Source organism: Streptomyces colwelliae (genome assembly GCF_048158785.1).
Taxonomy (GTDB): Bacteria; Actinomycetota; Actinomycetes; order Streptomycetales; family Streptomycetaceae; genus Streptomyces.
The window spans coordinates 14900-40075 of record NZ_JBLTJC010000059.1 but is presented as its reverse complement, the minus strand read 5'-3'; the positions used below and the strand labels follow the sequence as shown (position 1 = coordinate 40075).

Genomic DNA, 25176 nt, shown 5'->3' with positions numbered 1-25176 from the left:
AGAGACAGGTTCAGCAGTCCGTCGGTCGGGGCGGGCGGCGGGGCGTTCGGACCGGCGCCGGTGATGCCCAAGTCACCTGCGGGGCCACCCGGGTTCGTACCCGAACCGCGTGACGCGCCCCCGTACGACACCGTCCCTCCGGCCTCCGACCGGCACCCCGGGAAGCTCTCCGTCTCCGTCGCCGCCACGGCGACTCCCGGCCCCAACGGGCGTGGCCGCAGGGTCGGTTGTGCCGTGGCGCTCTCCATCGCCGGGGCGCTGGCGGTGGTGACGCTGGTGCCGGTGCTGCTGTACTGGATGCAGCCGGACGACAAGGGCAAGGATTCCTCGGCGGGCGCGATCCCGACCTCCTCGTCCACGGCTTCCGCCACGGCCTCCGCCACGGCGAGCAGCGCGCCGAGCGCGGGCGACGGCTCCTCGCTCAAGTCCATCCCCGACTCCTACCTCGGCACCTGGCAGGGCGACGGCACCGCGCTGGGCGGCACGCTCCCCGACGGGACCTTCCGGATCACGATCGCCAAGGTGGGCGTGGGGCAGCGGTTGGGCATCCTCCGCCAGACCGACCAGCTCGGCGGCGTCTGCGACGACGTACTGACCCTGAAACAGGTGACGAAGACCCGGCTCGTCGCGACGGCCGCGGGCGCGACCTCGAACCGCGACGTCTGCAACCAGGCCGCCCACACGGTCACCCTCACCCCCGTCGGCGACGACCTCAAGTACGCGTCGGACAGTTCCGCCGAGGGCTCCCCGACCGCGCGGCTGTCCAAGGCCGAGTAGCCGGTATTCGTCCAGTGGACTACGACCATCTTCTGATCGCCCTCGCGGGGATGTGGGGCGCCGGCGCGGGGGCGGTCGTCGCGCGGGTCGGCCGGCGCGGTGCCGGTACCGCTCTCCTCGTCGTGCTGGTGTGCGTCGCCCTCGCCGTCGCCACCGGGATCAGGCCCGAGCTGGCGGTCTGGCTGTTGCTCGCGCCCGTCGCGGTGGCGGTGCCCAGGGCCGGGCTTCCCCTCGCGGGTGCCGCCCTCGTCCTCCTCGGTGCCGTCGCCTTCGTGCCCGAGCACGCCGGTGACTGGACGACCGCGCTGCGCGGCGCCCTCGCGCTCGGGGGCGGGTACTTCGCGCTGAGCCGTATCGATTCCGGTGGTGGTGGCGGCGACGGTGGCGGTGGTGGTGGTCTGGGCCTCGGCGAGGTGAAGCTCGCGGTCGGGGCGGGGGTCGTGCTCGGGTGGTACGGGTGGCCGACGGTGATGCTGGGCGCCTTCGCGGGGTTCCTGCTGAGGGCGCTCTACGGCGGGTTCGTGGTCGTGGTGCGGAAGGACAAGCGAGGGGGCGTCGTCCCCTTTGGCCCGTTTCTGCTCGCCGGTGCCTTCCTCGGGCTGCTGGTCGGCGCGTACACGGCCTGAGGTCGGGGCGGGAAATCCGCTGGCGTAGGCTGACAAGGTCCGTCAGCACCACCTGCCCGTCCGCGACCCTTGACGAAAGGGACCTCCCGGTGACCGAGAAGGCCGAGCTCCAGTCCGTCCTCGACCGTGCCGCCGAGGGCGGGCGCATCACCCCCGAAGAGGCGCTCGACCTCTACCGCGACGCCCCGCTGCACGCGCTCGGCGCCGCCGCCGACGCCGTACGCAAGCGTCGGTACGCGGGTACGGAGCACATCGCGACGTACATCATCGAGCGGAACATCAACTACACGAACGTGTGCGTCACGGCGTGCAAGTTCTGCGCGTTCTACGCCGCGCCCAAGGACACCGCGAAGGGCTGGACGCGGGACCTGGACGACATCCTGCGCCGGTGCGCGGAGACCGTCGAACTCGGCGGTACGCAGATCATGTTCCAGGGCGGCCACCACCCGGACTTCGGCGTCGAGTACTACGAGAAGCACTTCGCCGCGATCAAGGGCGCGTACCCCCAGCTGGTCATCCACTCCCTCGGCGCGTCCGAGGTCGAGCACATGGCCCGGATCAGCGGGGTGTCGGTCGAGGAGGCCATCACCCGGATCCACGCGGCCGGCCTCGACTCCTTCGCGGGCGCCGGCGCCGAGCTGCTCCCCGCCCGCCCCCGCAAGGCGATCGCCCCGCTCAAGGAGTCCGGCGAGCGCTGGCTGGAGATCATGGAGGCGGCGCACAACCTGGGCGTCGAGTCCACGTCGACCATGCTCATGGGCACCGGCGAGACCAACGCCGAGCGCATCGAGCACCTACGGATGATCCGTGACGTACAGGACCGGACGGGCGGCTTCCGCGCCTTCATCCCGTACACCTACCAGCCCGAGAACAACCACCTGAAGGGCCGCACGCAGGCCACGCTCTTCGAGTACCTGCGCATGATCGCCATCGCGCGCCTCTTCATGGACAACGTCGCCCACATCCAGGGCAGTTGGCTCACCACCGGCAAGGAGGTCGGCCAACTCTCCCTGCACTACGGCGCGGACGACCTCGGCTCGATCATGCTGGAGGAGAACGTCGTCTCCTCGGCCGGCGCCAAGCACCGCTCCAACCGCATGGAGATCATCGACCTGATCCGCAAGGCGGGCCGGGTCCCCGCCCAGCGGACCACGACGTACGAGCACATCGTCGTCCACGACGACCCGGCGAACGACCCGGTCGACGAGCGCGTGATGTCCCACATCTCGTCCACGGCGATCGAAGGCGGCACGGCCCACCCGGAGTTGAAGCTCCTGTCGGCCAACTGACCTGCCTGTGCTGACGATTCACACGGCGGACGAGGGCGGTGCCGTCGCCGTCGAGGGCGCCCGGGTCGCGGGTGTGGGGACGCTGGCGGAGGTCCAGGAGCGGTTTCCCGGTGCGCGGGTGCGGAGTTGGCCCGGTGTGCTGGGCCCCGCCCGCATCCACGAAGGACCGCTCCCGGACGCCCCGAGCCCGCGTGAGCGGATCCACGCCGTACTGAAGTCAGGTGCCACGGCTGTCCTGGCGGAACACGTCGACTCACCCGAACTCCGGGCGGCGGCGCAGCGGAACGATGTCGTGATCCTGGCCGCCCCACGCCCTACAGTTCTTGTAGACCTGGGCCGAGCCGACCTGGCCGTATTCGACGAGGCCGGCTCGTGCATCGCAACAGTGTGTGCAGGGCGGCTAGTCCACAGACGCCGCTAGGGGCAGGTCTTTTAGGGGCGCGGGGAACTGCGCGACCAGCCACGACGCACCGTCACCCGGCAACGCACCCGTCACCCGGCAAACGCTTCCCCGAACGCCCCCGAACTCTGCGTCACCCCACTGCAATCGGTAGCAGCGTCATCATCCGAACTCCCGCTCTCACACTGCTGATCCCGGAACGTCGACCACATCGACACCCACGCGATCTCCTTCGACTCGGCGAACGTCCGCACCTGCGCCGCATCCGAGAGCGAGAACGTCTCACCGGAGACATCGTTCACGCCAAGCATCGACGTGAGCGCCATCCCCTGCCAGGCCCCCGCGTCGGACAACCCGAACACCTTCTTCAGCTGGGTGTGCGTGGCCGTAGCGGACGTGATCGCGTAGTCGCCCATGTCAGCGGTGTACGACTCGCCGTAGTTCATCGTCATGATGTTGACCGTGGAGACCTCGACCGCGTTGTCGTTGGCGGACTCCAGCAGCGCCAGGCTGTCGGAGTCGAGACCGGACGGCATCACGGGCAGGGTGAAGGAGACCTTGAGGTCGGTGCGCTCCTCCTGGAGCAGGGCTATCGCCTTGGAGCGCAGGGCGACCGACGTGGAGTCGGTCAGCGCGTCGCCCTCGATGTCGAAGTCGGCCTGCGTGGAGCCGGCCGCGTCCAGCGCCTCGCCGTACGCCTTCGCGAGCGCCGTCGCGCTGGTGCAGGTCTCCGCCAGCTCCTTGCCGGACGCCCCGCCGAAGGACACCCGGACGGTCGCACCGGAGGTCTTCAGCGCCGAAACCCGGGATTTCACGGCCGAGTTGTCGATCGCGGTCGTACCGTTCCACTCCGGCGTACAGGTGCTCCCCTTGGCGATGGCGAAGGAGAGGTTGTACGTCGACGGGGACCCCGCGCTGTCCATGTCGGCGGCGGTCGTGACGCTGACGTACGGCGCGTAGGCCGTGGTCGACGAGGGCGTCGAGGAGGCACTCGCGGACGGGGTCGTACTCGCCTCCTGTGTCGCTGATGGGGCCGCGTCCGACGAGTCGTCGGAGCTCGAGGAGCATCCGGTGACCGCGAGGGCAAACAAGCAGGTGAGCCCGGCCGCCGGTTTCAGGAAACTCCTCATGTGAGCATGCACCCTTTCCGCGTGGGGACGGTGATTTCTGTCTCAGGATGGAAACAGAGTCGATTTCTGAAGCCTAAATGAAGCACATGGGGCTGTGTCTCACGAAGACAGATAAAACATAGGAAACCCACGGGTAGCGATACGCGAAACGGTCAAGTCGGGCGACCAATCGGAATATTGGGGACACTACCGACACCGGCCACTCATAAGGCCTTTCCTGGGTTCTCTAAGGGAAGGCACAGGTTCCGGCATTTTTCTGGGCGGGCTCACAAGAGAATCAGAGTTTTGGTCACATAAAGGCGTCCTAATGTCTGGGGAATGCAATCCGAGTCCGCCATCGAAAACCCCGCCTCTGCGCGGGGTCGCCGCCGCAAAGCCGGCAACGGGTCCGCAGAAGGTCCCGTGTTCGTTGACAACTCCGGCCGCCGGTCAAAGGTGCTGCGCCGGATCGGCCTCCTCATGGGCACCGTCTGCCTCGGGTACGCGTTCGTACTCGGCATGGCGTTCATGGGCTGGGGCATCTCCATCAACCCCTCCTCGCTGCTGCCGTTCGGTGGCGGCCAGGCCGGTTCGGCTCCCGGTGGTGGCTACGGCCCCAACGGCGGCAGAGGCGGCGTAGCGCCCTCCGGTGTTCCGACCGGCGCTCCGACCGACATCCCCTCGGGCGCCCCCACGGGTACGGCGCCGTCCTCCTCAGCCACCGCACACTGACCGGAGCGCCCCCGCAGCCATGACTACGACGACTCCCTCGCGCGGGCGCCGACGCGCCCCCACCCGGATGGAACGCGCGGCCGGCAAGGCCTCCGCGCTCCAGCGGCCCCGGGTGATTCTCGCCCTGCTGCTTCTCCTCGGCCTCACCTGCGTGATGCTGCTCGACGGCTACCTGCGCGCGGAAGTCGGCGGCGACGAACGTGTGCGGGACGGCGCGAGCGCCAGCAAGGTCCCCGACAAGGTCCTCAACGGCGGCCCGATCCTGACCTTCCGCAACGGCAAGCCGGTCACCCAGACCATCCCGAAGAAGACCATCGTCCTCACCTTCGACGACGGCCCGAACCCCACCTACACGCCCACGGTCCTGAAGATCCTCAAGAAGTACGACGTGCCGGCCACGTTCTTCCTGGTGGGCTCGATGGTCTCGCGCTACCCGGACATCGTGAAGCAGATGGTCGAGCAGGGTGAAGAGGTGGGCATCCACACCTTCACCCACGTCGACCTCTCCTACCAGAGCGACGCCCGTATCAAGCGGGAGATGGAACAGACGCAGCTCGCGCTGGCGGGCGCCGCCGGCATCACGACGACGCTGTTCCGCGCGCCGTACTCCTCGGAGACGGACGCCATCGACAACTACAGCTACCCCGTCTACAAGAAGCTCGGCGCCTCCGGCTACACCAGCGTCTTCGTCGACACCGACAGCGACGACTGGAAGCAGCCCGGCGTCGCGAAGATCATCAAGTGGGCGACGCCGTCCGGGACTTCGGGTTCCTCGGTGCTCTTCCACGACGCCGGTGGTGTGCGCTCGCAGACCATGAAGGCGCTGCCCACGTACATCGAGAAGATGAAGGCGAAGGGCTACACGTTCACCACCGTGAGCGGCGCCATCGCCAAGAACAACGACGCCACCCGGCCCGTCACGAGCACGGGCGCGGCCGCCGGGACAAGCACCGGCAACGTCGAGGCCGGCGCCCAGCCGTCCGCGGCACCTTCCGCCACGTCGTCCGCCGCACCCGGCGGCACGGGCGGCACCGGCGCGGGCAACGGCCAGACCCCGGTCGACTCCGCCGTCGGCGGCGCGGGCGCGGCAGGCGGCACCGGGGGAGCCAACGGCAACGGCACGGGCAGCGGGCGGACTTCGGTCCTCCAGGGCGCCCACCGCGAGGCCACCGGCATGACCCTCTACGAGGGCAAGGCGCTCATCTACGCCGTCACCGTGGCCGAGTGGGTGGTGCCGGGACTCGCGGCGGGCCTCACCGTCGTCGGCGTCGCCGTCATGAGCCGCTTCGGGATGATGCTGATCCTCGCCCGGCGCCATTACAGACAGCGCAATAAACGCAGGTTCAGCTGGGGGCCGACCGTCACCCGCCCGGTGACCGTCATCGTCCCGGCGTACAACGAGAAGGAGTGCATCGCCAACACCCTTGAGTCGCTGGCGAAGAGCACCCACCCGATCGAGGTCATCGTCGTCGACGACGGCTCCTCGGACGGCACCTCCGAGATCGCCCGCGAGGCGGCCCGCTCCTTCGGCATGACGAACGTCCGGGTCATCCGCCAGGAGAACGCGGGCAAACCCGCCGCCCTCAACAATGGTGTGCGCAGCGCGAGTTACGACATCGTCGTGATGATGGACGGCGACACCGTCTTCGAACCCGACACCGTACGACACCTCGTGCAGCCCTTCGCCGACCCCGAGGTGGGCGCGGTCGCGGGCAACGCCAAGGTCGGCAACCGCAACACGATCATCGGCGCCTGGCAGCACATCGAGTACGTGATGGGCTTCAACCTCGACCGCCGCATGTACGACCTGCTGCGCTGCATGCCCACCATCCCGGGCGCGATCGGCGCGTTCCGCCGCGAGGCGGTCCTCCAGGTCGGCGGTATGAGCGAGGACACGCTCGCCGAGGACACGGACATCACCATCGCCATGCACCGCGAGGGCTGGCGGGTCGTCTACCAGGAGCACGCCAAGGCCTGGACCGAGGCCCCGGCCTCCCTCAAGCAGCTGTGGTCACAGCGCTACCGCTGGTCCTACGGCACCATGCAGGCGCTGTGGAAGCACCGCAAGTCCCTTACGGACAAGGGTCCTTCGGGCCGCTTCGGCCGGGTCGGCATGCCGCTGGTGGTCATCTTCCAGATCATCACGCCGGTCTTCGCCCCGCTGATCGACGTCTTCACCGTCTACTCGATGATCTTCGTGGACTTCTGGGCGTCCCTGGCGATGTGGTTCGCGGTGCTCGGCATCCAACTCCTGTGCGCGGCCTACGCGTTCAGGCTGGACCGGGAGAAGTACCGCTACCTGCTGATGATGCCGCTCCAGCAGCTGGCCTACCGCCAGATGATGTACCTCGTCCTCATCCACTCCTGCATCACCGCCCTGACCGGCGGCCGGCTGCGCTGGCAGAAACTCAAGCGCACCGGCGAGGTCGGCACACCGGCGGGGGCGAGCTGATGAGTTGGGAGCAGCAGGGATACGGCGGTGGCTACGGGCACCCTCAGCAGCCCCAACAGCCCTACGGACACGAGGGACATGGCCAGCCTCAGCCGTACGGCCAGCCCCAGTCGCCGTACCCGTATCAGCAGCAGCCGTACCCCCAACAGCAGCAGCCGTATCCCCAACAGCCGCCGTATCCGCAGCAGTACGCGGCGACGGACTACGGGCAGGGTGCGGGGGCGGCCGTCGCAGGAGAGACGGCGACGCTGCCCGCGGTGGAACCGGAGACGGAGCCGGAGACCGGTCCGGAGCCGGTGGCCGAGCAGGCCGTGGAGGAGGCTGCCGAGAAGCCCGCGCCCAAACCGGCGGGCCGGGACCGGTACTTCGACACGCTGCGGGCCGTCGCGCTGATCCGGGTCGTGACCTACCACACCTTCGGGTGGGCCTGGTGCGGGATGGTGTTCCCCTCGATGGGGATCATGTTCGGGCTGGCCGGCACGCTGATGGCGAAGTCGCTGGAGCGGCCCGCGTTCAAGGTGGTCAAGAGCCGAATGCGGAGGCTGCTGCCGCCGTTCTGGTTCTGGGGCTTCTTCGTGCTCGTCGCGATGATGATCCACGACTGGATGCCCGGGTGGCAGATCGTCTTCTGGATCGTGCCCGTCGGTGATCCGCCGGGCAACGCCTGGGGCATGCAGGCCTGGGAGATCCTCTGGTACCTGCGGACGTATCTCTGGTTCGTGATGCTGTCGCCGGTCCTGCTGTGGATCTTCCGCAAGGCGCCGATCCCGGTGCTGCTGCTGACGCTCGTGCCGATCGTGATCCTGAAGTTCGTGTGGGCGGGGCCGGACAACCGCTTCGGCAACGCGCTCTGGGACCTGTCGACGTACCTCTTCTGCTGGATTCTCGGCTTCGCCCACCGCGACGGAGTGCTCCAGAAGCTGAAGCCCTTCCTGGTGGTCACGCTGTCGGTCGCCGCGATCGTCTTCGGCGGCTGGTACGCCTTCACGCACCAGGCCGAGGCCGGCGGCACCTACGACCTGGACGAGAGCCCGCTCGCCCAGACCTACTGGTCGGCCGGCTACGTCATGCTGCTGATGTGGGCCAAGGCCTACTTCAACATCGACTTCACCTGGCTGACCCGCTTCAAGCGGCTCGACCGGGTCGTCACGATCTTCAACTCCCGGGCCGTGACGATCTATCTCTGGCACGAGATCGCACTCGTGCTGGCGGTGCCGCTGACCGACCAGTTCTGGAAGGTGCCCGCCTTCGAGAAGTGGCTGCCGCTGGGCAGCCAGTGGTTCATGTTCGGCATCGGCTGGATCCTCATCGCGCTCTTCATCGTGCTCTGCGGCTGGGTGGAGGACGTGGCGGCGAAGAAGAAACCGAGACTGTTGCCGTCGTGAGATTCCCTTTCACGTCGTGAGCTTCTCTTTCAAAGGGGGCAGTACGGGCCGGGCGCCTTCGGGATGCCCGGCCCGTACTGCCACAATGGGCCCGTGACCCGCGCATCCCTGGACAAGCAGCCGCACGAAGTCGCCTCGATGTTCGACGACGTGGCGGAACGGTACGACCTCACCAACGACGTGCTGTCGCTCGGCCAGGACCGCCGATGGCGCAAGGAGGTCACGAAGGCGGTCGACGCCCGCCCCGCGCAGAAGATCCTGGACCTCGCCGCTGGTACGGCGACCTCGTCCCTCCCCTTCGCCCGCAGCGGCGCCTATGTCGTGCCCTGCGACTTCTCCCTGGGCATGCTCCAGGTCGGCAAGAAGCGCCACCCCTGGCTGCCGCTCACGGCCGGCGACGCGACCAAGTTGCCGTTCAGGGACGACACGTTCGACGCCGTGACCATCTCCTTCGGGCTGCGCAACGTGCAGGACACGGACACCGCGCTGCGCGAGCTGTACCGGGTGACCAAGCCCGGCGGCCGGGTGGTGATCTGCGAGTTCTCGCACCCGACCTGGGCGCCCTTCCGCACGGTCTACACCGAGTACCTGATGCGCGCGCTGCCGCCGGTCGCCCGGACCGTCTCCTCGAACCCGGACGCGTACGTCTACCTCGCCGAGTCCATCCGCGCCTGGCCCGACCAGCCCGCACTGGCCGAGCGACTGCGCAAGGCCGGCTGGTCGAAGGTCGCCTATCGCAACCTGAGCGGCGGGATCGTTGCCCTGCACCGAGGCTTCAAGCAGGCTTGAGTACGGCTTCGGGGAGTGCGTGGGGTCAGCTGCCCGACCCCCGCTACCTGAGCGCCTCGAAGAACGCGTCGCCCGGCGGCTCGTTCAGCTCGCGCTGCATCCCGCCGCTCGGCGGCCGGGGTATGCGCGGCTCACGCATACCGCCCCCGCCGTCGCCCTCACCGAAGTCGAACCACACGTAGATCACGGAGTCCCGCGGCACCTCGGCGTCGGGCTGCGGGTACTGCCGTACGACGTAGTCGACGACGGCGAGATGGAAGTCGGGCCGGTCCGGCGAGTTGATGAACAGCCCGCGCGACTGGGCCGTCTCGCGCGCGTCCACGGCCATCAGGCCGACGAGCCGTGGCACGCGCACTTCAGGTGTTTTGGGCGTTATGCGCACAGATGTCACCCCCAGCGGTACCGGAAGGGTAACCCCGGTCCGGTCCCGACCGGAAGCGTCAAGTGTCGTTCTGTAGCGGATGGTTACTCTGGGTTACAGTTCGAGCCGGTAGCAGTGGCCCTCCTCCTCGCGCGAGGGCGTGGTGAAGATCTCGGCGAGGTGCATGCCCAGCCGCCGCGTCACCGCGATCGACCGGGTGTTGCGGGCCAGCACCATCGCCACGACGCTCGGCACACCGGCCGCGCGCACCCGCTCCAGGGTCACCTCCGCGGCCGCAGTGGCATACCCCTGGCCCCAGAACTCCCGCCCCAGCCGCCAGCCGATCTCGATCTCACCCTTCGGTCCCCAGTCCTGCGGCCACGGCTGGGCGCCGGTGAAACCGATGACCCGGTCCGCGTCGTCGAGCATCGTCCACAGGCAGAAACCGCGCTCAGCGTCGTGCCGGCGCTGGCGTGCGGTGAGCTCCTCGTAGACGGACAGCTCCGCGGCTCTGCCGCCGTGGAACTCCATGACGTCCGGGTGGGCGAAGGCCCGGTGCCAGGCCACGGCGTCCTCGTCGGTCGGGACGCGCAGCCGTACTGCGGGGAGAGCTCGGTTCACGGGGCAGCCCTTCAGCCTGGTGATCAGTGGCGCTGAATAGACTGCCCATGTCCAGTGCCGGTCGGCACGCAGATTGCGAACTTGGGGAGATCCCGCCGTGACCGAGCCCCTCTCCGAAAACACCGCCGATGTGATCGTCGTCGGCGCGGGGCCAGCCGGCTCCGCCACCGCCTACCACCTCGCCAAGTCCGGACTCGACGTACTCCTGCTGGAGAAGACCGAGTTCCCGCGCGAGAAGGTGTGCGGCGACGGACTCACCCCGCGCGCCACCAAGCAGCTCGTGGCCATGGGCATCGACATCTCCGAGGAGGCCGGCTGGCTGCGCAACAAGGGCCTGCGCATCATCGGCGGCGGGGTCCGTCTCCAGCTGGACTGGCCGGAACTCGCCTCCTTCCCGGACTACGGCCTCGTCCGCAAGCGCGACGACTTCGACGAGCAGCTCGCCCGCAACGCCCAGAAGGCCGGCGCCCGCCTCTACGAGCGCTGCAACGTCGGCGCCCCGATCGTCGACGAGCGCACCGGCCGGATCACCGGCGTCAACGCCAAGCTCGGCGACGAGAAACGTGAAGTCACCTTCCACGCGCCCCTGGTGGTCGCCGCCGACGGCAACTCCACCCGCCTCTCCCTCGCGATGGGCCTGCACCGCCGCGAGGACCGCCCGATGGGCGTCGCGGTGCGGACCTACTTCACCTCGCCCCGCCACGAGGACGACTACCTGGAGTCCTGGCTGGAACTGTGGGACCGCCGCGGCGCCGAGGACCGCCTGCTGCCCGGCTACGGCTGGATCTTCGGCATGGGCGACGGCACTTCGAACGTCGGCCTCGGTGTCCTCAACACCTCCGACTCCTTCAAGGAGTTGGACTGGCGCGAGGTCCTGAAGGCATGGTGCGCGTCCATGCCCGAGGACTGGGGGTACACCCCCGAAAACATGACCGGTCCGATCCGCGGCGCGGCCCTCCCGATGGCCTTCAACCGCCAGCCCCACTACACGAAGGGGCTGTTGCTGGTCGGCGACGCCGGCGGTCTGGTGAACCCCTTCAACGGCGAGGGCATCGCCTACGCCATGGAGTCCGGCCAGATCGCCGCCGACGTCATCGTCCAGGCCCACGCCCGCCCCACCCCCGCGAGCCGTGAACTGGCCCTCCAGCGCTACCCGCAGGTCCTCAAGGACACCTACGGCGGCTACTACACGCTGGGCCGCGCCTTCGTGAAGCTCATCGGCAATCCGAAGGTCATGAAGATCGCGGCCCAGCGCGGTCTGACGCACCCCCTGCTGATGAAGTTCACCCTGAAGATGCTGGCCAACCTCACCGACCCGACGGGCGGCGACGCGATGGACCGCATCATCAACGGGCTGAGCAAGGTGGCGCCGAAGGCATAGCGGTGGGTCCGGGCCTGGTGGTGATCAGGCGGTCAGGGCCTTCGTCTTGGCGGCCCGGCGGGCGAACACCTCGTCACGCCGGTCCGCCACCTGCCGCAGCGCCTCCTTGCGGTCCCGCTTGGAGAGCCGGTCCAGGTACACCTGGCCGTTGACGTGGTCGGTCTCGTGGGCGAGGCAGCGCGCGAAGTAGCCCGTGCCCTCGATCACCAGCGGGTCGCCGTCCTTGTCGAGCCCGCGCACCACGGCCCGGTCCGGACGCGGTACGTCCATCACGGCGCCCGGCACCGACAGGCACCCCTCGCCCTCGTCGAGCAGCCGGCGCCCGGCCGGGTCGAGCGGGTCCAGCACCGGATTGATGATGTGTCCGACATGCCGGACACCGTCGTCGTCGAGGGAGTCGTACACGAACAGGCGCAGATCCACGCCCACTTGATTGGCCGCGAGGCCGGCCCCTTCGGCGACGTACATGGTGAGGAACATGTCGTCGATGAGCGCGGCGAGGTCGGGCCCGAACTCCGTGACGTCCCGGCTCGGGCGGTGCAGGACCTCTTCACCGACCTCGGTGACGCGTCGGACGGAACCGCGCCGGGCCTCGGGTGCGGGCCGGGGGTAGGAGTCGACGGGGCGGCCCTGGACGAAGACACGTGGCATGAGTTGCTCTCCTCGGGTTTGGCGTCCGGCTGTCCGGTCAGTCGAACTTGAGAACCTTGGGAAGAGAGCCTTTCAGGAGAGCCGCGAACTCCGGTAGAGGGAAAGGCCGGTAGAGAGAAGGCCGGGAGCACCCTCGGGGTACGCCGAGGGGACCGCTGCCCCCGAGCGGCAGCGGCCCCATGCTCACGGCGTCGTGCGCGGGTGTCAGAGCACCCGCACCGCGCCGGTCGGCATGTCGTACGACAGGGGCCTCTCCACGATGCCGGTGGAGGGGTTCTGCGCGCCGACGAACATGCCGTCGCCCACGTACACCGCCACGTGGTAGGCGCTGCCCGCGCTGCCCCAGTACAGGATGTCGCCGGCCTGAAGGTTGCTCAGGGACACCTGAGTACCCGCGGTCGACTGGTCCTGGGAGACACGCGGCAGGCTGATGCCGACCTGCTTGAAGGCGGCTCCGACCAGTCCGGAGCAGTCGTAGGCACTGGGGCCGGTGGCGCCCAGGACGTAGGACTTGCCGATCTGGGCCTTCACGAAGGACACGACGGCCGCGGCCGAACCGGTCGCCGTCGACGAGCTGGTGCTCGTGGAGGCGCTCGTGGTCGCCGTAGAGGCCAGAGTGGTCCTCTCGGAGCTGCGTGAGGCCGCCTGCGCCGCAGCGGCCTTGCGAGCGGCCTCCTGGGCCTTCTTCTTGGCCTCCGCCTTCTTCTTGGCGTCCGCGAGGTCCGCCTTGGCCTGCTTCGCGGCGTTTGCGGCTGCCGTGTCGCGCTCGGCCTGCAGCTGGTAGTTCGCCGCGGCCTGCTGTGTGGCCTCGGCGGACTGGGCGACCTGTGTGGACAGATCGGCGGTCAGGGTGGGCAGTTGCAGGGTCTGCGTCGTCTCGGCGGCATTGGCCGAGGCTGCACCAGCCGCCGCCATGCTGAGAACGCCACCGGCAACTCCGGCCCGCACGGCGATGTTCGTCGTCGCGCTGCGGCGGGGTTTCCGATGGCTGCGTATGTGAGCGGTGTGGGACATGAGACCAACCGGTATCAGGGGCTCCTCCATACCTTCAAGAAACGTGTGCTGCGCCACAATTGTTCAATGGGCACCATCAACCCCGGGTGTGTCGTTCCTTATTGACGCCGTAACGGACATTGCGGACCTGCCCGATCAGGGCCGTGATCACGGTCTTTCGTCGGTACGCCCGAATTGCCCGCCGCCTACCACCTGTTGGGACGGGTGGCCAAGCCCCGTTCTCATGCGCCTCTCATGAGTGTGGCGGAGGTCACGGAACGGTTACCGGAATGCGTGCGTCCTGCGTGGGTACCGCGGGCGGGTGACTTCGTGAACGTGTGCACGCGTCCACACCGTGCCGCGCGCCTCCCTCTGATGTGTGAACGGGCTTCCACTACCAAGCCGCCGCGTCCAACTCCAATTTGCATGCAAGGGAAGCCTCTTGATATTGAGATGCCGCCCTCGGCCTGCGATGACGAGCGGAAATGTCACCTCTGGTGATCAGTTGGACGCTTCGCGTGCGAAGATCGCCGCCCGTTCGACGTGATGATCCTTCGCTGGGTGGTGGAGATCACAAAGCTTGTGTAATACCCCGTGTCGCAGATCACAGAGCGCCGGGCATAAGATGCGAGGCAGTTGGGCTTGTGACCTGCTTCACATGTTCTCGATCTTCGTTGGGACGAACGGGGATTGAGCGGCGCGTGAGCTGGAAGCGGACCCGATGCCATCGCCAGCAGTCAGTGCCGACTGAGAGGAGCGAGGAGCGGTGAACGCGTATGCGCCCATCCTCGTACTGGGAGCCCTCGGGGCAGGCTTTGCGATCTTCTCCGTGGTCATGGCCACGCTGATCGGTCCGAAGCGGTACAACCGGGCCAAGCTCGAAGCGTACGAGTGCGGCATCGAGCCGACCCCCACGCCGGCCGGCGGCGGGCGCTTCCCCATCAAGTACTACCTGACGGCGATGCTCTTCATCGTCTTCGACATCGAGATCGTCTTCCTCTACCCCTGGGCCGTCACCTTCGACGCCCTGGGTGTTTTCGGGCTCGTGGAGATGCTGCTCTTCGTGCTCACCGTCTTCGTCGCGTACGCGTACGTATGGCGGCGCGGCGGCCTGGAATGGGACTGAGGGGCCTTTAACTCATGGGACTCGAAGAAAAGCTGCCGAGCGGTTTCCTGCTGACCACCGTCGAGCAGGCCGCGGGCTGGGTACGCAAGGCGTCCGTCTTCCCGGCCACGTTCGGACTCGCCTGCTGCGCCATCGAGATGATGACGACCGGCGCCGGACGCTACGACCTGGCGCGCTTCGGCATGGAGGTCTTCCGCGGATCTCCCCGCCAGGCGGACCTGATGATCGTCGCGGGCCGGGTCAGCCAGAAGATGGCGCCGGTGCTGCGGCAGGTCTATGACCAGATGCCGAACCCCAAGTGGGTCATCTCCATGGGCGTTTGCGCCTCGTCGGGCGGCATGTTCAACAACTACGCGATCGTGCAGGGCGTCGACCACATCGTCCCGGTCGACATCTACCTCCCGGGCTGCCCGCCACGGCCCGAGATGCTGATGGACGCGATCCTCAAGCTCCACCAGAAGATCCAGTCCTCCAAGCTCGGTGTGAACGCCGAGGAGGCGGCCCGCGAGGCGGAGGAGGCGGCGCTCAAGGCACTGCCCACCATCGAGATGAAGGGCCTGCTGCGGTGAGTGACGCGAACGGCACCAACGGAGTCAACCCGGAGAAGGACCTGGGCGCCTCCAACCTCCCCGGCCAGCGCGGCGACGGCGGTGAGGAGATCCGCGTCCAGCGCGGCATGTTCGGCGCCAACAACGGCGGCGACACCTCCGGTTACGGCGGCCTGGTCCGCTCGATCCGCCTGCCGGGAGAGACGAGCCGACCCTACGGCGGCTGGTTCGACGAGGTCGCCGACGAGCTGGAGGGCGCCCTGGAGGAACAGGGCCTGCTCCCCGGCAACGCGATCGAGAAGACGATCGTCGACCGCGACGAACTCACCTTCCACATCGAGCGCGAGCATCTGCTGCGCGTCGCCCAGACCCTGCGCGACGACCCGGCCCTGCGCTTCGAACTCTGCACCGGCGTCAGCGCGGTCCACTACCTGCACGACAAGGGCCGCGAGCTGCACGCCGTCTACCACCTGCGCTCGATCACCCACAACCGGCTGATCCGCCTCGAAGTCAGCGCCCCGGACAGTGATCCGCACATCCCGTCCCTGGTCTCGGTCTATCCGACCAACGACTGGCACGAGCGCGAGACGTACGACTTCTTCGGCATCGTCTTCGACGGTCACCCGGCCCTGACGCGGATCATGATGCCGGACGACTGGCCGGGCCACCCGCAGCGCAAGGACTACCCCCTCGGCGGCATCGCCGTCGAGTACAAGGGCGCCCAGATCCCGGCTCCGGACCAGCGGAGGTCGTACTCGTGAGCACGCAGTCAGCATCCGCCTCCGCCGCCTCCGCGCGCGAGACCACCGAGGGCACCGTATATACGGTCACCGGTGGCGACTGGGACGAGGTCGTCCAGTCCGCGGCCAAGGCCGACGACGAGCGCATCGTCGTCAACATGGGGCCCCAGCACCCCTCCACGCACGGTGTGCTCCGTCTGATCCTGGAGATCGACGGCGAGACGGTCACCGAGGCCCGCTGCGGCATCGGCTACCTCCACACAGGCATCGAGAAGAACCTCGAGTACCGCACGTGGACGCAGGGCACCACGTTCGTGACGCGCATGGACTATCTGACGTCCTTCTTCAACGAGACCGCCTACTGTCTCGCCGTCGAGAAACTCCTCGGCGTCGAGGACCAGATCACCGAGCGGGCGAAGATCATCCGGGTGCTCCTGATGGAGCTGAACCGGTTGTCCTCCCACCTGGTGTGCATCGCCACCGGCGGGATGGAACTCGGCGCCACCACGATCATGATCTACGGATTCCGTGATCGTGAAATGATTCTCGACATCTACGAGCTCATCACGGGCCTGCGGATGAACCACGCGTACATCCGCCCCGGCGGACTCGCCCAGGACCTGCCGCCCGGCGCGGTGGACCAGATCCGCGAGTTCGTGAAGAAGATGAAGAAGAACCTTCCCGAGTACGACAAGCTCGCCACCGGGAACCCCATCTTCAAGGCCCGTATGCAAGACGTCGGTTACCTCGACCTGGCCGGCTGCATGGCCCTCGGCGCGACCGGCCCGATCCTGCGCTCCACCGGCCTGCCGCACGACCTGCGCAAGGCGCAACCGTACTGCGACTACGAGACGTACGACTTCGACATCCCGACCGCCGACACCTGCGACTCCTACGGCCGCTTCCTCATCCGCCTGGAGGAGATGCGCCAGTCGCTGAGGATCGTCGAGCAGTGCCTGGACCGGTTGCAGCCCGGCCCGGTCATGGTCGCCGACAAGAAGATCGCCTGGCCCGCCCAACTCGCGCTCGGGCCCGATGGGTTGGGCAACTCGCTCGACCACATCAAGCAGATCATGGGCACCTCCATGGAGGCCCTGATCCACCACTTCAAGCTGGTGACCGAAGGCTTCCGCGTGCCGGCGGGACAGGCGTACGCGGCGGTCGAGTCGCCCAAGGGCGAACTCGGAGTGCACGCCGTGTCCGACGGAGGCACCCGCCCCTACCGGGTCCACTTCAGGGACCCGTCCTTCACCAACCTTCAGGCCATGGCGGCGATGTGCGAGGGCGGCCAGGTCGCCGACGTCATCGTCGCCGTCGCGTCCATCGACCCCGTGATGGGAGGCGTCGACCGGTGACCACCAGTTCTTCGGAGCAGGGCGTCAGTCTGGGCATGCCCCAACTGCCCGCGCCCGCCTACCCGGACGACGTCCGGGCCCGGCTGGAGGCCGACGGGCGGGAGATCATCGCCCGCTACCCGGACTCCCGCTCGGCCCTCCTGCCGTTGCTGCATCTCGTGCAGGCGGAGGAAGGTCATGTCACGCGCACAGGGCAGCAGTTCTGCGCGACCCTGCTGGGTCTGACGACGGCCGAGGTCGCCGCCGTGGCGACCTTCTACTCCATGTACCGGCGCCGGCCGAGCGGTGACTACCAGGTCGGGGTCTGCACCAACACCCTGTGCGCGGTGATGGGCGGCGACGCGATCTTCGAGTCGCTCCAGGAGCACCTGGGCGTCGGCAACGGTGAGACCACCGACGACGGCAAGGTCACCCTGGAGCACATCGAGTGCAACGCGGCCTGCGACTTCGCGCCGGTGGTGATGGTCAACTGGGAGTTCTTCGACAACCAGACCCCGGCCAGCGCCCGCCGCCTCGTCGACGACCTGCGCGCGGGCGCACCCGTGGAGCCCACGCGCGGGGCGCCGATGTGCACCTTCAAGGAGACCGCGCGGATCCTCGCCGGCTTCCCCGACGAGCGGCCCGGGGCCGTCGAGGCAAGTGGCGGTGCGGGACCCGCGTCGCTGGTGGGCCTCCGCCTGGCCAGGGGAGAGACCGCACCCGCGCGCGTGGTCCATCCGCGGGGCTCCGGTGCTCCGCAGGACCAGTCGCCGACGGCCGAGCACCTCAGTTCGCACGATGCGCCGCAGGACACGTCGGCCTCCGACCCCGCCCACCCGGCGGGGCCTGTCGCCGAGGAGGGGGAGTGATGACCTTGGCACCCGAACTGAAAGACCACAGCCCCGAGAAGCTGCTCGCACCCGTGCTGTCGGCCTTCTGGGACGAGGACGAGTCCTGGACTCTGGACACGTACCGAAGGCACGAGGGATACGAGGGGCTCCGCAAGGCGCTCGCCATGTCGCCGGACGACCTCATCGCGTATGTGAAGGACTCCGGTCTGCGCGGTCGCGGTGGCGCCGGCTTCCCCACCGGAATGAAATGGCAATTCATTCCCCAAGGGGATGGAAAACCACACTATCTAGTTGTCAACGCCGACGAGTCGGAGCCGGGAACCTGTAAGGACATCCCGCTCCTGTTCGCGAACCCGCATAGCCTCATCGAGGGCATTGTCATCGCGTGCTATGCCATCAGGTCGTCGCATGCCTTCATCTATCTGCGTGGTGAAGTCGTCCCCGTATTGCGGCGGTTGCACGAGGCCGTACGCGAGGCGTACGACGCGGGCTACCTCGGCGAGAACATCCTGGGCAGCGGACTCGACCTCCAGCTCACCGTGCACGCGGGCGCGGGCGCGTACATCTGCGGTGAGGAGACCGCGCTGCTCGACTCGCTCGAAGGCCGCCGTGGTCAACCGCGGCTCCGTCCCCCTTTCCCTGCGGTCGCGGGCCTCTATGCGTGCCCGACTGTTGTGAATAACGTCGAGTCGATCGCGTCAGTTCCCGCCATTCTGCAAAAAGGCAAGGAATGGTTCAGGTCGATGGGCAGCGAGAAGTCTCCGGGCTTCACGCTCTACTCGCTCAGCGGCCATGTCACCAGCCCCGGTCAGTACGAGGCGCCGCTCGGCATCACACTCCGCCAGCTGCTCGATATGAGCGGCGGCATCCGGGCCGGGCATCGCCTCAAGTTCTGGACGCCGGGCGGGTCTTCCACGCCGATGTTCACCGACGAGCACCTCGACGTCCCTCTTGATTACGAAGGAGTGGGTGCCGCGGGTTCCATGCTCGGCACCAAAGCTCTGCAGTGTTTCGACGAGACGACCTGCGTCGTGCGTGCCGTCACCCGCTGGACCGAGTTCTACGCCCACGAGTCCTGCGGCAAGTGCACACCGTGCCGTGAAGGGACGTACTGGCTCGTGCAGTTGCTGCGCGACATCGAGGCCGGCAAGGGCGCCATGTCCGACCTCGACAAGCTGAACGACATCGCCGACAACATCAACGGCAAGTCCTTCTGCGCCCTCGGCGACGGCGCCGCCTCGCCGATCTTCTCCTCGCTCAAGTACTTCCGCGAGGAGTACGAGCAGCACATCACGGGCCGGGGCTGCCCCTTCGACCCGGCCAAGTCCACGGCCTGGGCCGACCGCACGGAGGTGAACGCATGACGGTGACCACGAGCGCTCCCTCGGGTGGGGGAGAGGCGGCGGTCCCGCCCGAGGATCTCGTCTCGCTGACGATCGACGGCGCCGAGATCAGCGTGCCCAAGGGCACCCTGGTCATCCGCGCCGCCGAGCAACTCGGCATCGAGATCCCGAGGTTCTGCGACCACCCTCTCCTCGATCCGGTCGGCGCCTGCCGCCAGTGCATCGTCGAGGTCGAGGGCCAGCGCAAACCGATGGCGTCCTGCACGATCACGTGCACCGACGGCATGGTCGTCAAGACCCAGCTCACCTCGCCCGTCGCGGAGAAGTCCCAGCACGGCGTGATGGAACTGCTCCTCATCAACCACCCCCTGGACTGCCCGGTCTGCGACAAGGGCGGCGAGTGCCCCCTGCAGAACCAGGCGATGTCCCACGGCAACGCCGAGTCCCGCTTCGACGGCAGGAAGCGGACCTACGAGAAGCCCCTCCCGATCTCCACCCAGGTGCTCCTCGACCGCGAACGGTGCGTGCTGTGCGCCCGCTGCACCCGCTTCTCCAACCAGATCGCGGGCGACCCGATGATCGAGCTCCTGGAGCGGGGCGCGCTCCAGCAGGTCGGCACCGGTGAGGGCGACCCCTTCGAGTCGTACTTCTCCGGGAACACCATCCAGATCTGCCCGGTGGGCGCGCTCACCTCGGCGGCGTACCGATTCCGCTCCCGCCCCTTCGACCTGGTCTCCACGCCCTCCGTGTGCGAGCACTGCTCCGGCGGCTGCGCGACCCGCACCGACCACCGGCGCGGCAAGGTCATGCGGCGCCTGGCCGCCGTGGACCCCGAGGTCAACGAGGAGTGGATCTGCGACAAGGGGCGCTTCGGCTTCCGGTACGCGCAGCAGCGCGACCGGCTTCAGACGCCCCTGGTGCGCAACGCGGACGGCGTCCTGGAGCCCGCGTCCTGGCCGGAGGCCCTGGAGGCCGCCGCGCAGGTACTGTCGGCCGCGCGGGGCCGGACCGGTGTCCTGACCGGCGGTCGGCTCACCATCGAGGACGCCTACGCGTACAGCAAGTTCGCGCGCGTGGCGCTCGACACGAACGACATCGACTTCCGCGCGCGCGTGCACAGCAGCGAGGAGGCCGACTTCCTGGCCGCCCGGGTCGCCGGACGCGGCCGGGACCTCGACGGCAACGGCGTCACGTACACCTCCCTGGAGAAGGCGCCCGCCGTTCTGCTGGTCGGGTTCGAGTCCGAGGAGGAGGCGCCCGGCGTCTTCCTGCGGCTGCGCAAGGCCTCGCGCACGCACGGGCAGCGGGTGTTCTCGCTCGCCACCCACGCCACGCGCGGCCTGGAGAAGGCGGGCGGCATCCTGCTGCCGGCCGCTCCCGGCACCGAGACCGAGTGGCTGGACGCGCTCGCCAGCGGGTTCGGTCTGGAGGACGACGGCGCCCGCGCCTCCGAGGCGCTGCGCGGCGAGGGCGCGGTGATCGTCGTCGGCGAGCGGCTGGCCGCCGTCGCCGGTGGTCTCACCGCCGCCGTACGGGCCGCGTTCGCGACCGGTGCCCGGCTGGTGTGGATTCCGCGCCGGGCCGGGGAGCGCGGTGCGATCGAGGCGGGCGCGCTGCCGTCGCTGCTGCCGGGCGGACGTCCGGCCACCGACCCACGCGCGCGTGACGAGGTCGCCGTCGCCTGGGGCGTCGCCGAACTCCCGCACCGCTACGGCCGCGACGCCGGCCAGATCGTCGAGGCCGCCGCCGGTGGTGAACTCCGGGCGCTGCTCGTCGCCGGTGTGGAGCCGGGCGACCTGCCCGATCCGGCACGCACGCGTGCGGCACTGCACGAAGTGGGCTTCCTGGTGTCGCTCGAACTGCGGCCCAGTGAGGTCACCGAGCACGCCGACGTGGTTCTCCCGGTCGCGGCGGTCGCCGAGAAGGCGGGCGCCTTCCTCAACTGGGAGGGCCGGGTCCGCTTCTTCGACGCCGCGCTCAAGCCCGACCAGATGACCCGCACCCTCGCACCGACCGACGCGCGCGTGCTGCACATGCTGGCCGACGCCATGGACGTACACCTGGGGCTGCCCGATCTGCGCACCACGCGCGCGGAGTTGGACCGGCTGGGTGCCTGGGACGGGCCGCGGGCCAGCGATCCGCTGGAGACCGCGGGTGTGCTGCCGCGGCCGGCCGCCGGGGAGGCCGTGCTCGCCGGGCACCGGCTGCTGCTCGACCAGGGCGCGCTCCAGGAGGGCGACGAAGCACTCGCCGGTACCCGCCACGCCGCCCACGCGCGTGTGTCGGCCGCCACGGCCGCCGAGGCGGGCGTCAAGGACGGCGACGTGTTCGCCGTGACCGGCGGCTCCGGAACCGTCGAACTCCCGCTGCGGATCACCGAGATGCCCGACCGGGTGGTCTGGCTGCCGCTGAACTCCACCGGCGGGGGCGTCGCCTCCGACACCGGGGTGCTGCCCGGCGCACTCGTCCGCATCGGCCCGGCCACGCCCGCGGGCGAGGCCCCCAAGGAGGTGGAGGCATGAGCCCGTACCCGTACCTCGCTGCCGAAGACCTCTCCATGTTCGGCCGCGACCCCTGGTGGCTGGTCGTCGTCAAAGCGGTGTTCTGCTTCGCGTTCCTGATGATCACCGTGCTGTTCTCGATCGTCTGGGAACGCAAGGTCGTCGCCTGGATGCAGCTGCGCATCGGCCCCAACCGGCACGGCCCCTGGGGCATGCTCCAGTCGCTCGCCGACGGCGTGAAGCTGATGCTCAAGGAAGACCTGATCGTCAAGCGCGCGGACAAGGTGATCTACGTCCTCGCGCCGATCGTCGCGGCCATCCCGGCCTTCATGGCGATCGCGGTGATCCCTTTCGGGCCCGCCGACAACGAGGTGTCGATCTTCGGCCACCGCACCACGATGCAACTCACCGATCTGCCGATCGCGATGCTCTACATCCTCGCGGTCGCCTCGGTCGGCATCTACGGCATCGTGCTCGCCGGCTGGAGCTCCGGCTCCACCTACCCGCTGCTCGGCGGCCTGCGCTCCTGCGCGCAGATGATCTCCTACGAGATCGCGATGGGCGCCGCGTTCGCCTCGGTGTTCCTCTACTCCGGGTCGATGTCGACCTCGACGATCGTTGAACAACAGCACGACCGCTGGTACATCATCCTGCTGCCGGTCTCCTTCATCATCTACATCATCACGATGGTGGGCGAGACCAACCGCGCCCCCTTCGACATGCCGGAGTCCGAGGGCGACCTGGTCGGCGGCTTCAACACCGAGTACTCGTCCATCAAGTTCGCGCTCTTCATGCTCGCCGAGTACGTGAACATGGTGACGGTCTCCGCGGTGTCGACCACGCTCTTCCTGGGCGGCTGGCGGGCCCCGTGGCCGATCAGCTCCTTCTGGGAGGGCGCGAACCACGGCTGGTGGCCGATGCTCTGGTTCGTCATCAAGGTCCAGCTGCTGCTCTTCTTCTTCATCTGGCTGCGCGGCACCCTCCCGCGCGTGCGCTACGACCAGTTGATGAAGCTCGGCTGGAAGGTCCTCATCCCGGTCTCCGTCGTCTGGCTGATGCTCGTCGCGACCGTGCGGACCCTGAAGAACGAGAACTACGACTTCGCCGACATCGCCCTCTACATCGGCGGCGGTGTGCTCGTCCTGCTGTTGCTGTCCTTCATCGCGGACATGTTCCGCCAGAAGGCCAACGACGACGCGCGGGCCGCCGAGGAACCCGTCGGGTTCGACGCGATGGCGGGTGGATTCCCCGTACCGCCGCTGCCGGGACAGGAGTTGCCGCCGGTGCCGCGACGGGCCTCGCGCCGCGAGCGGGAGTTGATTGTCAGTGGTGGGTCGGACACTGGCAGTGACGGATCTCTGGATGGAAAGGAGGCGTCCGATGGCTGAGGAGCCAAAGGAGACCGGGCAGCCGAAGCCCGGCTTCCAGAACCCCGTGGCCGGCTTCGGCGTGACCTTCAAGGCCATGTTCAAGAAGCGGCTGACCGAGCAGTACCCGGAGCAGGAGAAGACCACAGCCCCCCGGTTCCACGGACGGCACCAGCTCAACCGCCATCCGGACGGCCTGGAGAAGTGCGTCGGCTGCGAGCTGTGCGCCTGGGCCTGCCCCGCCGACGCCATCTATGTGGAGGGCGCCGACAACACCGACGAGGAGCGCTACTCGCCGGGCGAGCGGTACGGCCGCGTCTACCAGATCAACTACGCCCGCTGCATCCTGTGCGGCCTGTGCATCGAGGCGTGCCCCACGCGCGCGTTGACGATGACCAACGAGTTCGAGCTGGCGGACAGCAGCCGCGCCAACCTCATCTACACCAAGGAACAGCTGCTGGCCGGGCTCGAAGACACCATGGTCGACAGCCCGCACGCCATCTACCCGGGGATGGACGAACAGGACTACTACCGGGGCCTGGTGACGGAGGCCGCGCCCGGCACGGTGCCCCAGGTCGCCGTATCCAAGGGCGAACTGAATCCATTGGCAAGCCCTTCGGGCGCGGCCAAGGAAGAGGGGGTGGAGGCATGAGCGCACAGTTCGCCGCCGCCTACTCCACCTCCACCGGAGAGGCCTTCCAGTTCTGGGTCCTCGGTACGGTCGCGGTGATCGGCGCCCTGTCCACCGTCCTCATGAAGAGGGCAGTGCACAGTGCGCTCTCCCTCGCCGGGACCATGATCATCCTGGCGGTCTTCTACCTCGCCAACGGCGCCTACTTTCTGGGCATCGTGCAGATCGTCGTCTACACGGGCGCGATCATGATGCTGTTCCTCTTCGTGGTGATGCTGGTCGGCGTCACGGCCGCCGACTCCCTGACGGAGACCATCAAGGGCCAGCGCTGGCTGGCCCTTCTCTGTGGGCTCGGCTTCGGCATCCTGCTGTTCGCGGGCATCGGCAACGCCTCGATCACGCAGTTCGACGGCCTGGGTACCGCCAACGCGAACGGCAACGTGGAGGGCCTGGCCACCCTCATCTTCACGAAGTACGTGTTCGCCTTCGAGATCACCGGCGCCCTGCTGATCACGGCCGCCGTCGGCGCCATGGTGCTCACGCACCGCGAGCGCACCGAGCGGCCCAAGACCCAGCGCGAGCTGTCCGAACAGCGCGTCCGCGAGGGCAAGCACCTCCCGCCGCTCCCCGCCCCGGGTGTCTACGCCCGGCACAACGCGGTGGACGTCCAGGGCCTGCTGCCCGACGGCACCCCGTCCGAGCTCACGGTCAGCAAGACGCTCCGTGACCGCGGCCAGATCCGCGACGTGTCCAGCGAGGCGCTGAACGACCTGCGGGCCCTGGAGCAGCGCGCCGAGGAGCGCCTGGAGCGGACCGTGATCGAGCCGGCGAACCTCAAGCGGACCGAGGAGGCGTCGAAGTGAACCCCGTCAACTACCTCTATCTCTCCGCCCTGTTGTTCACGATCGGCGCCACCGGCGTGCTGATCAGGCGGAACGCGATCGTCGTCTTCATGTGCATCGAGCTGATGCTGAACGCCTGCAACCTCGCGTTCGTCACCTTCTCCCGGATGCACGGCAACCTCGACGGTCAGGTCATCGCCTTCTTCACGATGGTCGTCGCCGCCGCGGAGGTCGTGGTCGGGCTCGCGATCATCGTGTCGCTGTTCCGTTCCCGCCACTCGGCCTCGGTCGACGACGCCAGCCTGATGAAGCTCTGAGGGGTCGCTG

Annotated in this window: 24 protein-coding genes and 1 pseudogene; 20 read left to right on the top strand and 5 right to left on the bottom strand. The window is 68.4% G+C overall.

The genetic code is table 11. The features are described from left to right. The 4 genes and pseudogenes from ACNFOC_RS15175 to ACNFOC_RS15160 form a co-directional block, all read left to right on the top strand. Window positions 1-777 (top strand): annotated as a pseudogene (locus ACNFOC_RS15175) (serine/threonine protein kinase); the annotation flags it as partial. A gap of 14 nt (window positions 778-791) precedes the next feature. Continuing rightward, window positions 792-1403, top strand: a complete 612-nt coding sequence (locus tag ACNFOC_RS15170) for an A24 family peptidase (RefSeq protein WP_416959637.1) — start codon at window positions 792-794, stop codon at window positions 1401-1403. An 89-nt stretch (window positions 1404-1492) separates the two neighbouring features. Then, window positions 1493-2692 carry a cyclic dehypoxanthinyl futalosine synthase gene (gene mqnC, locus ACNFOC_RS15165; RefSeq protein WP_033282491.1) on the top strand — a complete coding sequence of 400 codons (1200 nt, stop codon included), beginning with the start codon at window positions 1493-1495 and terminating at the stop codon, window positions 2690-2692. A 7-nt stretch (window positions 2693-2699) separates the two neighbouring features. Further along, entirely contained in the window at window positions 2700-3113 is a 414-nt protein-coding gene (locus ACNFOC_RS15160; protein WP_416959636.1) for an imidazolonepropionase-like domain-containing protein, read from the top strand. Window positions 3114-3184: 71 nt separating this feature from the next. Here the strand turns inward: ACNFOC_RS15160 and ACNFOC_RS15155 are convergent, their stop codons facing one another. Beyond that, window positions 3185-4222, bottom strand: coding sequence for a chitinase (locus tag ACNFOC_RS15155; RefSeq protein ID WP_416959635.1), 1038 nt, complete (start codon window positions 4220-4222; stop codon window positions 3185-3187). Between the two features lie 402 nt (window positions 4223-4624). On the opposite strand from ACNFOC_RS15155, the gene ACNFOC_RS15150 reads away from it, so the two are divergent. The 4 genes from ACNFOC_RS15150 to ACNFOC_RS15135 all read left to right on the top strand — a co-directional run bounded on the left by ACNFOC_RS15150 (window position 4625) and on the right by ACNFOC_RS15135 (window position 9559). Next, entirely contained in the window at window positions 4625-4933 is a 309-nt protein-coding gene (locus tag ACNFOC_RS15150; RefSeq protein ID WP_416959634.1) for a hypothetical protein, read from the top strand. Window positions 4934-4952: 19 nt separating this feature from the next. Next, a complete protein-coding gene (locus ACNFOC_RS15145) occupies window positions 4953-7385 on the top strand; it encodes a bifunctional polysaccharide deacetylase/glycosyltransferase family 2 protein (RefSeq protein WP_416959633.1) in 2433 nt (810 codons plus the stop codon). Continuing rightward, window positions 7385-8770, top strand: a complete 1386-nt coding sequence (locus ACNFOC_RS15140) for an acyltransferase family protein (protein WP_416959632.1) — start codon at window positions 7385-7387, stop codon at window positions 8768-8770. The genes ACNFOC_RS15145 and ACNFOC_RS15140 overlap by 1 nt, the downstream gene beginning before the upstream one ends. Before the next feature lie 93 nt (window positions 8771-8863). Beyond that, the gene (locus ACNFOC_RS15135) at window positions 8864-9559 is read left to right on the top strand and encodes a demethylmenaquinone methyltransferase (protein ID WP_416959631.1); all 696 of its coding nucleotides are present in this window, start codon (window positions 8864-8866) and stop codon (window positions 9557-9559) included. Between the two features lie 43 nt (window positions 9560-9602). Here ACNFOC_RS15135 and ACNFOC_RS15130 read toward each other — a convergent pair whose 3' ends face one another. Both ACNFOC_RS15130 and ACNFOC_RS15125 read right to left on the bottom strand, forming a co-directional pair. Then, window positions 9603-9914, bottom strand: coding sequence for a PASTA domain-containing protein (locus tag ACNFOC_RS15130; RefSeq protein ID WP_416959630.1), 312 nt, complete (start codon window positions 9912-9914; stop codon window positions 9603-9605). Between the two features lie 120 nt (window positions 9915-10034). Then, window positions 10035-10541: a GNAT family N-acetyltransferase gene (locus ACNFOC_RS15125; protein WP_416959629.1), complete on the bottom strand. Its 507-nt coding sequence runs from the start codon at window positions 10539-10541 to the stop codon at window positions 10035-10037. Between the two features lie 97 nt (window positions 10542-10638). Between ACNFOC_RS15125 and ACNFOC_RS15120 the strand changes: the two genes are divergently transcribed. After that, window positions 10639-11922, top strand: coding sequence for a geranylgeranyl reductase family protein (locus ACNFOC_RS15120; RefSeq protein ID WP_416959628.1), 1284 nt, complete (start codon window positions 10639-10641; stop codon window positions 11920-11922). Window positions 11923-11946: 24 nt separating this feature from the next. Here the strand turns inward: ACNFOC_RS15120 and def are convergent, their stop codons facing one another. Both def and ACNFOC_RS15110 read right to left on the bottom strand, forming a co-directional pair. Further along, window positions 11947-12573, bottom strand: coding sequence for a peptide deformylase (gene def, locus ACNFOC_RS15115; protein ID WP_416959627.1), 627 nt, complete (start codon window positions 12571-12573; stop codon window positions 11947-11949). 204 nt (window positions 12574-12777) lie between these two features. Continuing rightward, window positions 12778-13587 (bottom strand): C40 family peptidase, encoded by an 810-nt coding sequence (locus tag ACNFOC_RS15110; RefSeq protein WP_416959626.1) that lies wholly within the window; start codon window positions 13585-13587, stop codon window positions 12778-12780. A gap of 745 nt (window positions 13588-14332) precedes the next feature. Between ACNFOC_RS15110 and ACNFOC_RS15105 the strand changes: the two genes are divergently transcribed. Genes ACNFOC_RS15105 through nuoK form a run of 11 tightly spaced genes read left to right on the top strand, consistent with a single transcriptional unit; the run spans window position 14333 to window position 25166 of the window. Continuing rightward, the gene (locus ACNFOC_RS15105) at window positions 14333-14692 is read left to right on the top strand and encodes an NADH-quinone oxidoreductase subunit A (RefSeq protein WP_007383963.1); all 360 of its coding nucleotides are present in this window, start codon (window positions 14333-14335) and stop codon (window positions 14690-14692) included. A 14-nt stretch (window positions 14693-14706) separates the two neighbouring features. Continuing rightward, window positions 14707-15261, top strand: coding sequence for a NuoB/complex I 20 kDa subunit family protein (locus ACNFOC_RS15100; protein ID WP_007383964.1), 555 nt, complete (start codon window positions 14707-14709; stop codon window positions 15259-15261). Beyond that, window positions 15258-16001 (top strand): NADH-quinone oxidoreductase subunit C, encoded by a 744-nt coding sequence (locus tag ACNFOC_RS15095; RefSeq protein ID WP_416959625.1) that lies wholly within the window; start codon window positions 15258-15260, stop codon window positions 15999-16001. Before ACNFOC_RS15100 ends, ACNFOC_RS15095 begins: the two co-directional genes overlap by 4 nt. Beyond that, complete coding sequence (locus ACNFOC_RS15090) at window positions 15998-17335, top strand: NADH-quinone oxidoreductase subunit D (protein ID WP_416959624.1); 1338 nt, start codon at window positions 15998-16000, stop codon at window positions 17333-17335. Before ACNFOC_RS15095 ends, ACNFOC_RS15090 begins: the two co-directional genes overlap by 4 nt. Beyond that, window positions 17332-18183, top strand: coding sequence for an NADH-quinone oxidoreductase subunit NuoE (gene nuoE / locus ACNFOC_RS15085; RefSeq protein WP_416959623.1), 852 nt, complete (start codon window positions 17332-17334; stop codon window positions 18181-18183). The genes ACNFOC_RS15090 and nuoE overlap by 4 nt, the downstream gene beginning before the upstream one ends. Continuing rightward, window positions 18183-19529, top strand: a complete 1347-nt coding sequence (gene nuoF, locus ACNFOC_RS15080; RefSeq protein WP_416959622.1) for an NADH-quinone oxidoreductase subunit NuoF — start codon at window positions 18183-18185, stop codon at window positions 19527-19529. The genes nuoE and nuoF overlap by 1 nt, the downstream gene beginning before the upstream one ends. Then, window positions 19526-22030: an NADH-quinone oxidoreductase subunit G gene (locus ACNFOC_RS15075; protein ID WP_416959621.1), complete on the top strand. Its 2505-nt coding sequence runs from the start codon at window positions 19526-19528 to the stop codon at window positions 22028-22030. The genes nuoF and ACNFOC_RS15075 overlap by 4 nt, the downstream gene beginning before the upstream one ends. Next, window positions 22027-23397: an NADH-quinone oxidoreductase subunit NuoH gene (nuoH, locus tag ACNFOC_RS15070; protein ID WP_416959620.1), complete on the top strand. Its 1371-nt coding sequence runs from the start codon at window positions 22027-22029 to the stop codon at window positions 23395-23397. Before ACNFOC_RS15075 ends, nuoH begins: the two co-directional genes overlap by 4 nt. Next, window positions 23390-24028, top strand: coding sequence for an NADH-quinone oxidoreductase subunit NuoI (gene nuoI, locus ACNFOC_RS15065; RefSeq protein ID WP_416959619.1), 639 nt, complete (start codon window positions 23390-23392; stop codon window positions 24026-24028). Before nuoH ends, nuoI begins: the two co-directional genes overlap by 8 nt. Continuing rightward, window positions 24025-24870 (top strand): NADH-quinone oxidoreductase subunit J, encoded by an 846-nt coding sequence (locus tag ACNFOC_RS15060; RefSeq protein WP_416959618.1) that lies wholly within the window; start codon window positions 24025-24027, stop codon window positions 24868-24870. Before nuoI ends, ACNFOC_RS15060 begins: the two co-directional genes overlap by 4 nt. After that, window positions 24867-25166 carry an NADH-quinone oxidoreductase subunit NuoK gene (nuoK, locus tag ACNFOC_RS15055; protein WP_016437642.1) on the top strand — a complete coding sequence of 100 codons (300 nt, stop codon included), beginning with the start codon at window positions 24867-24869 and terminating at the stop codon, window positions 25164-25166. Before ACNFOC_RS15060 ends, nuoK begins: the two co-directional genes overlap by 4 nt. The last annotated feature ends 10 nt before the right edge of the window (window positions 25167-25176 follow it).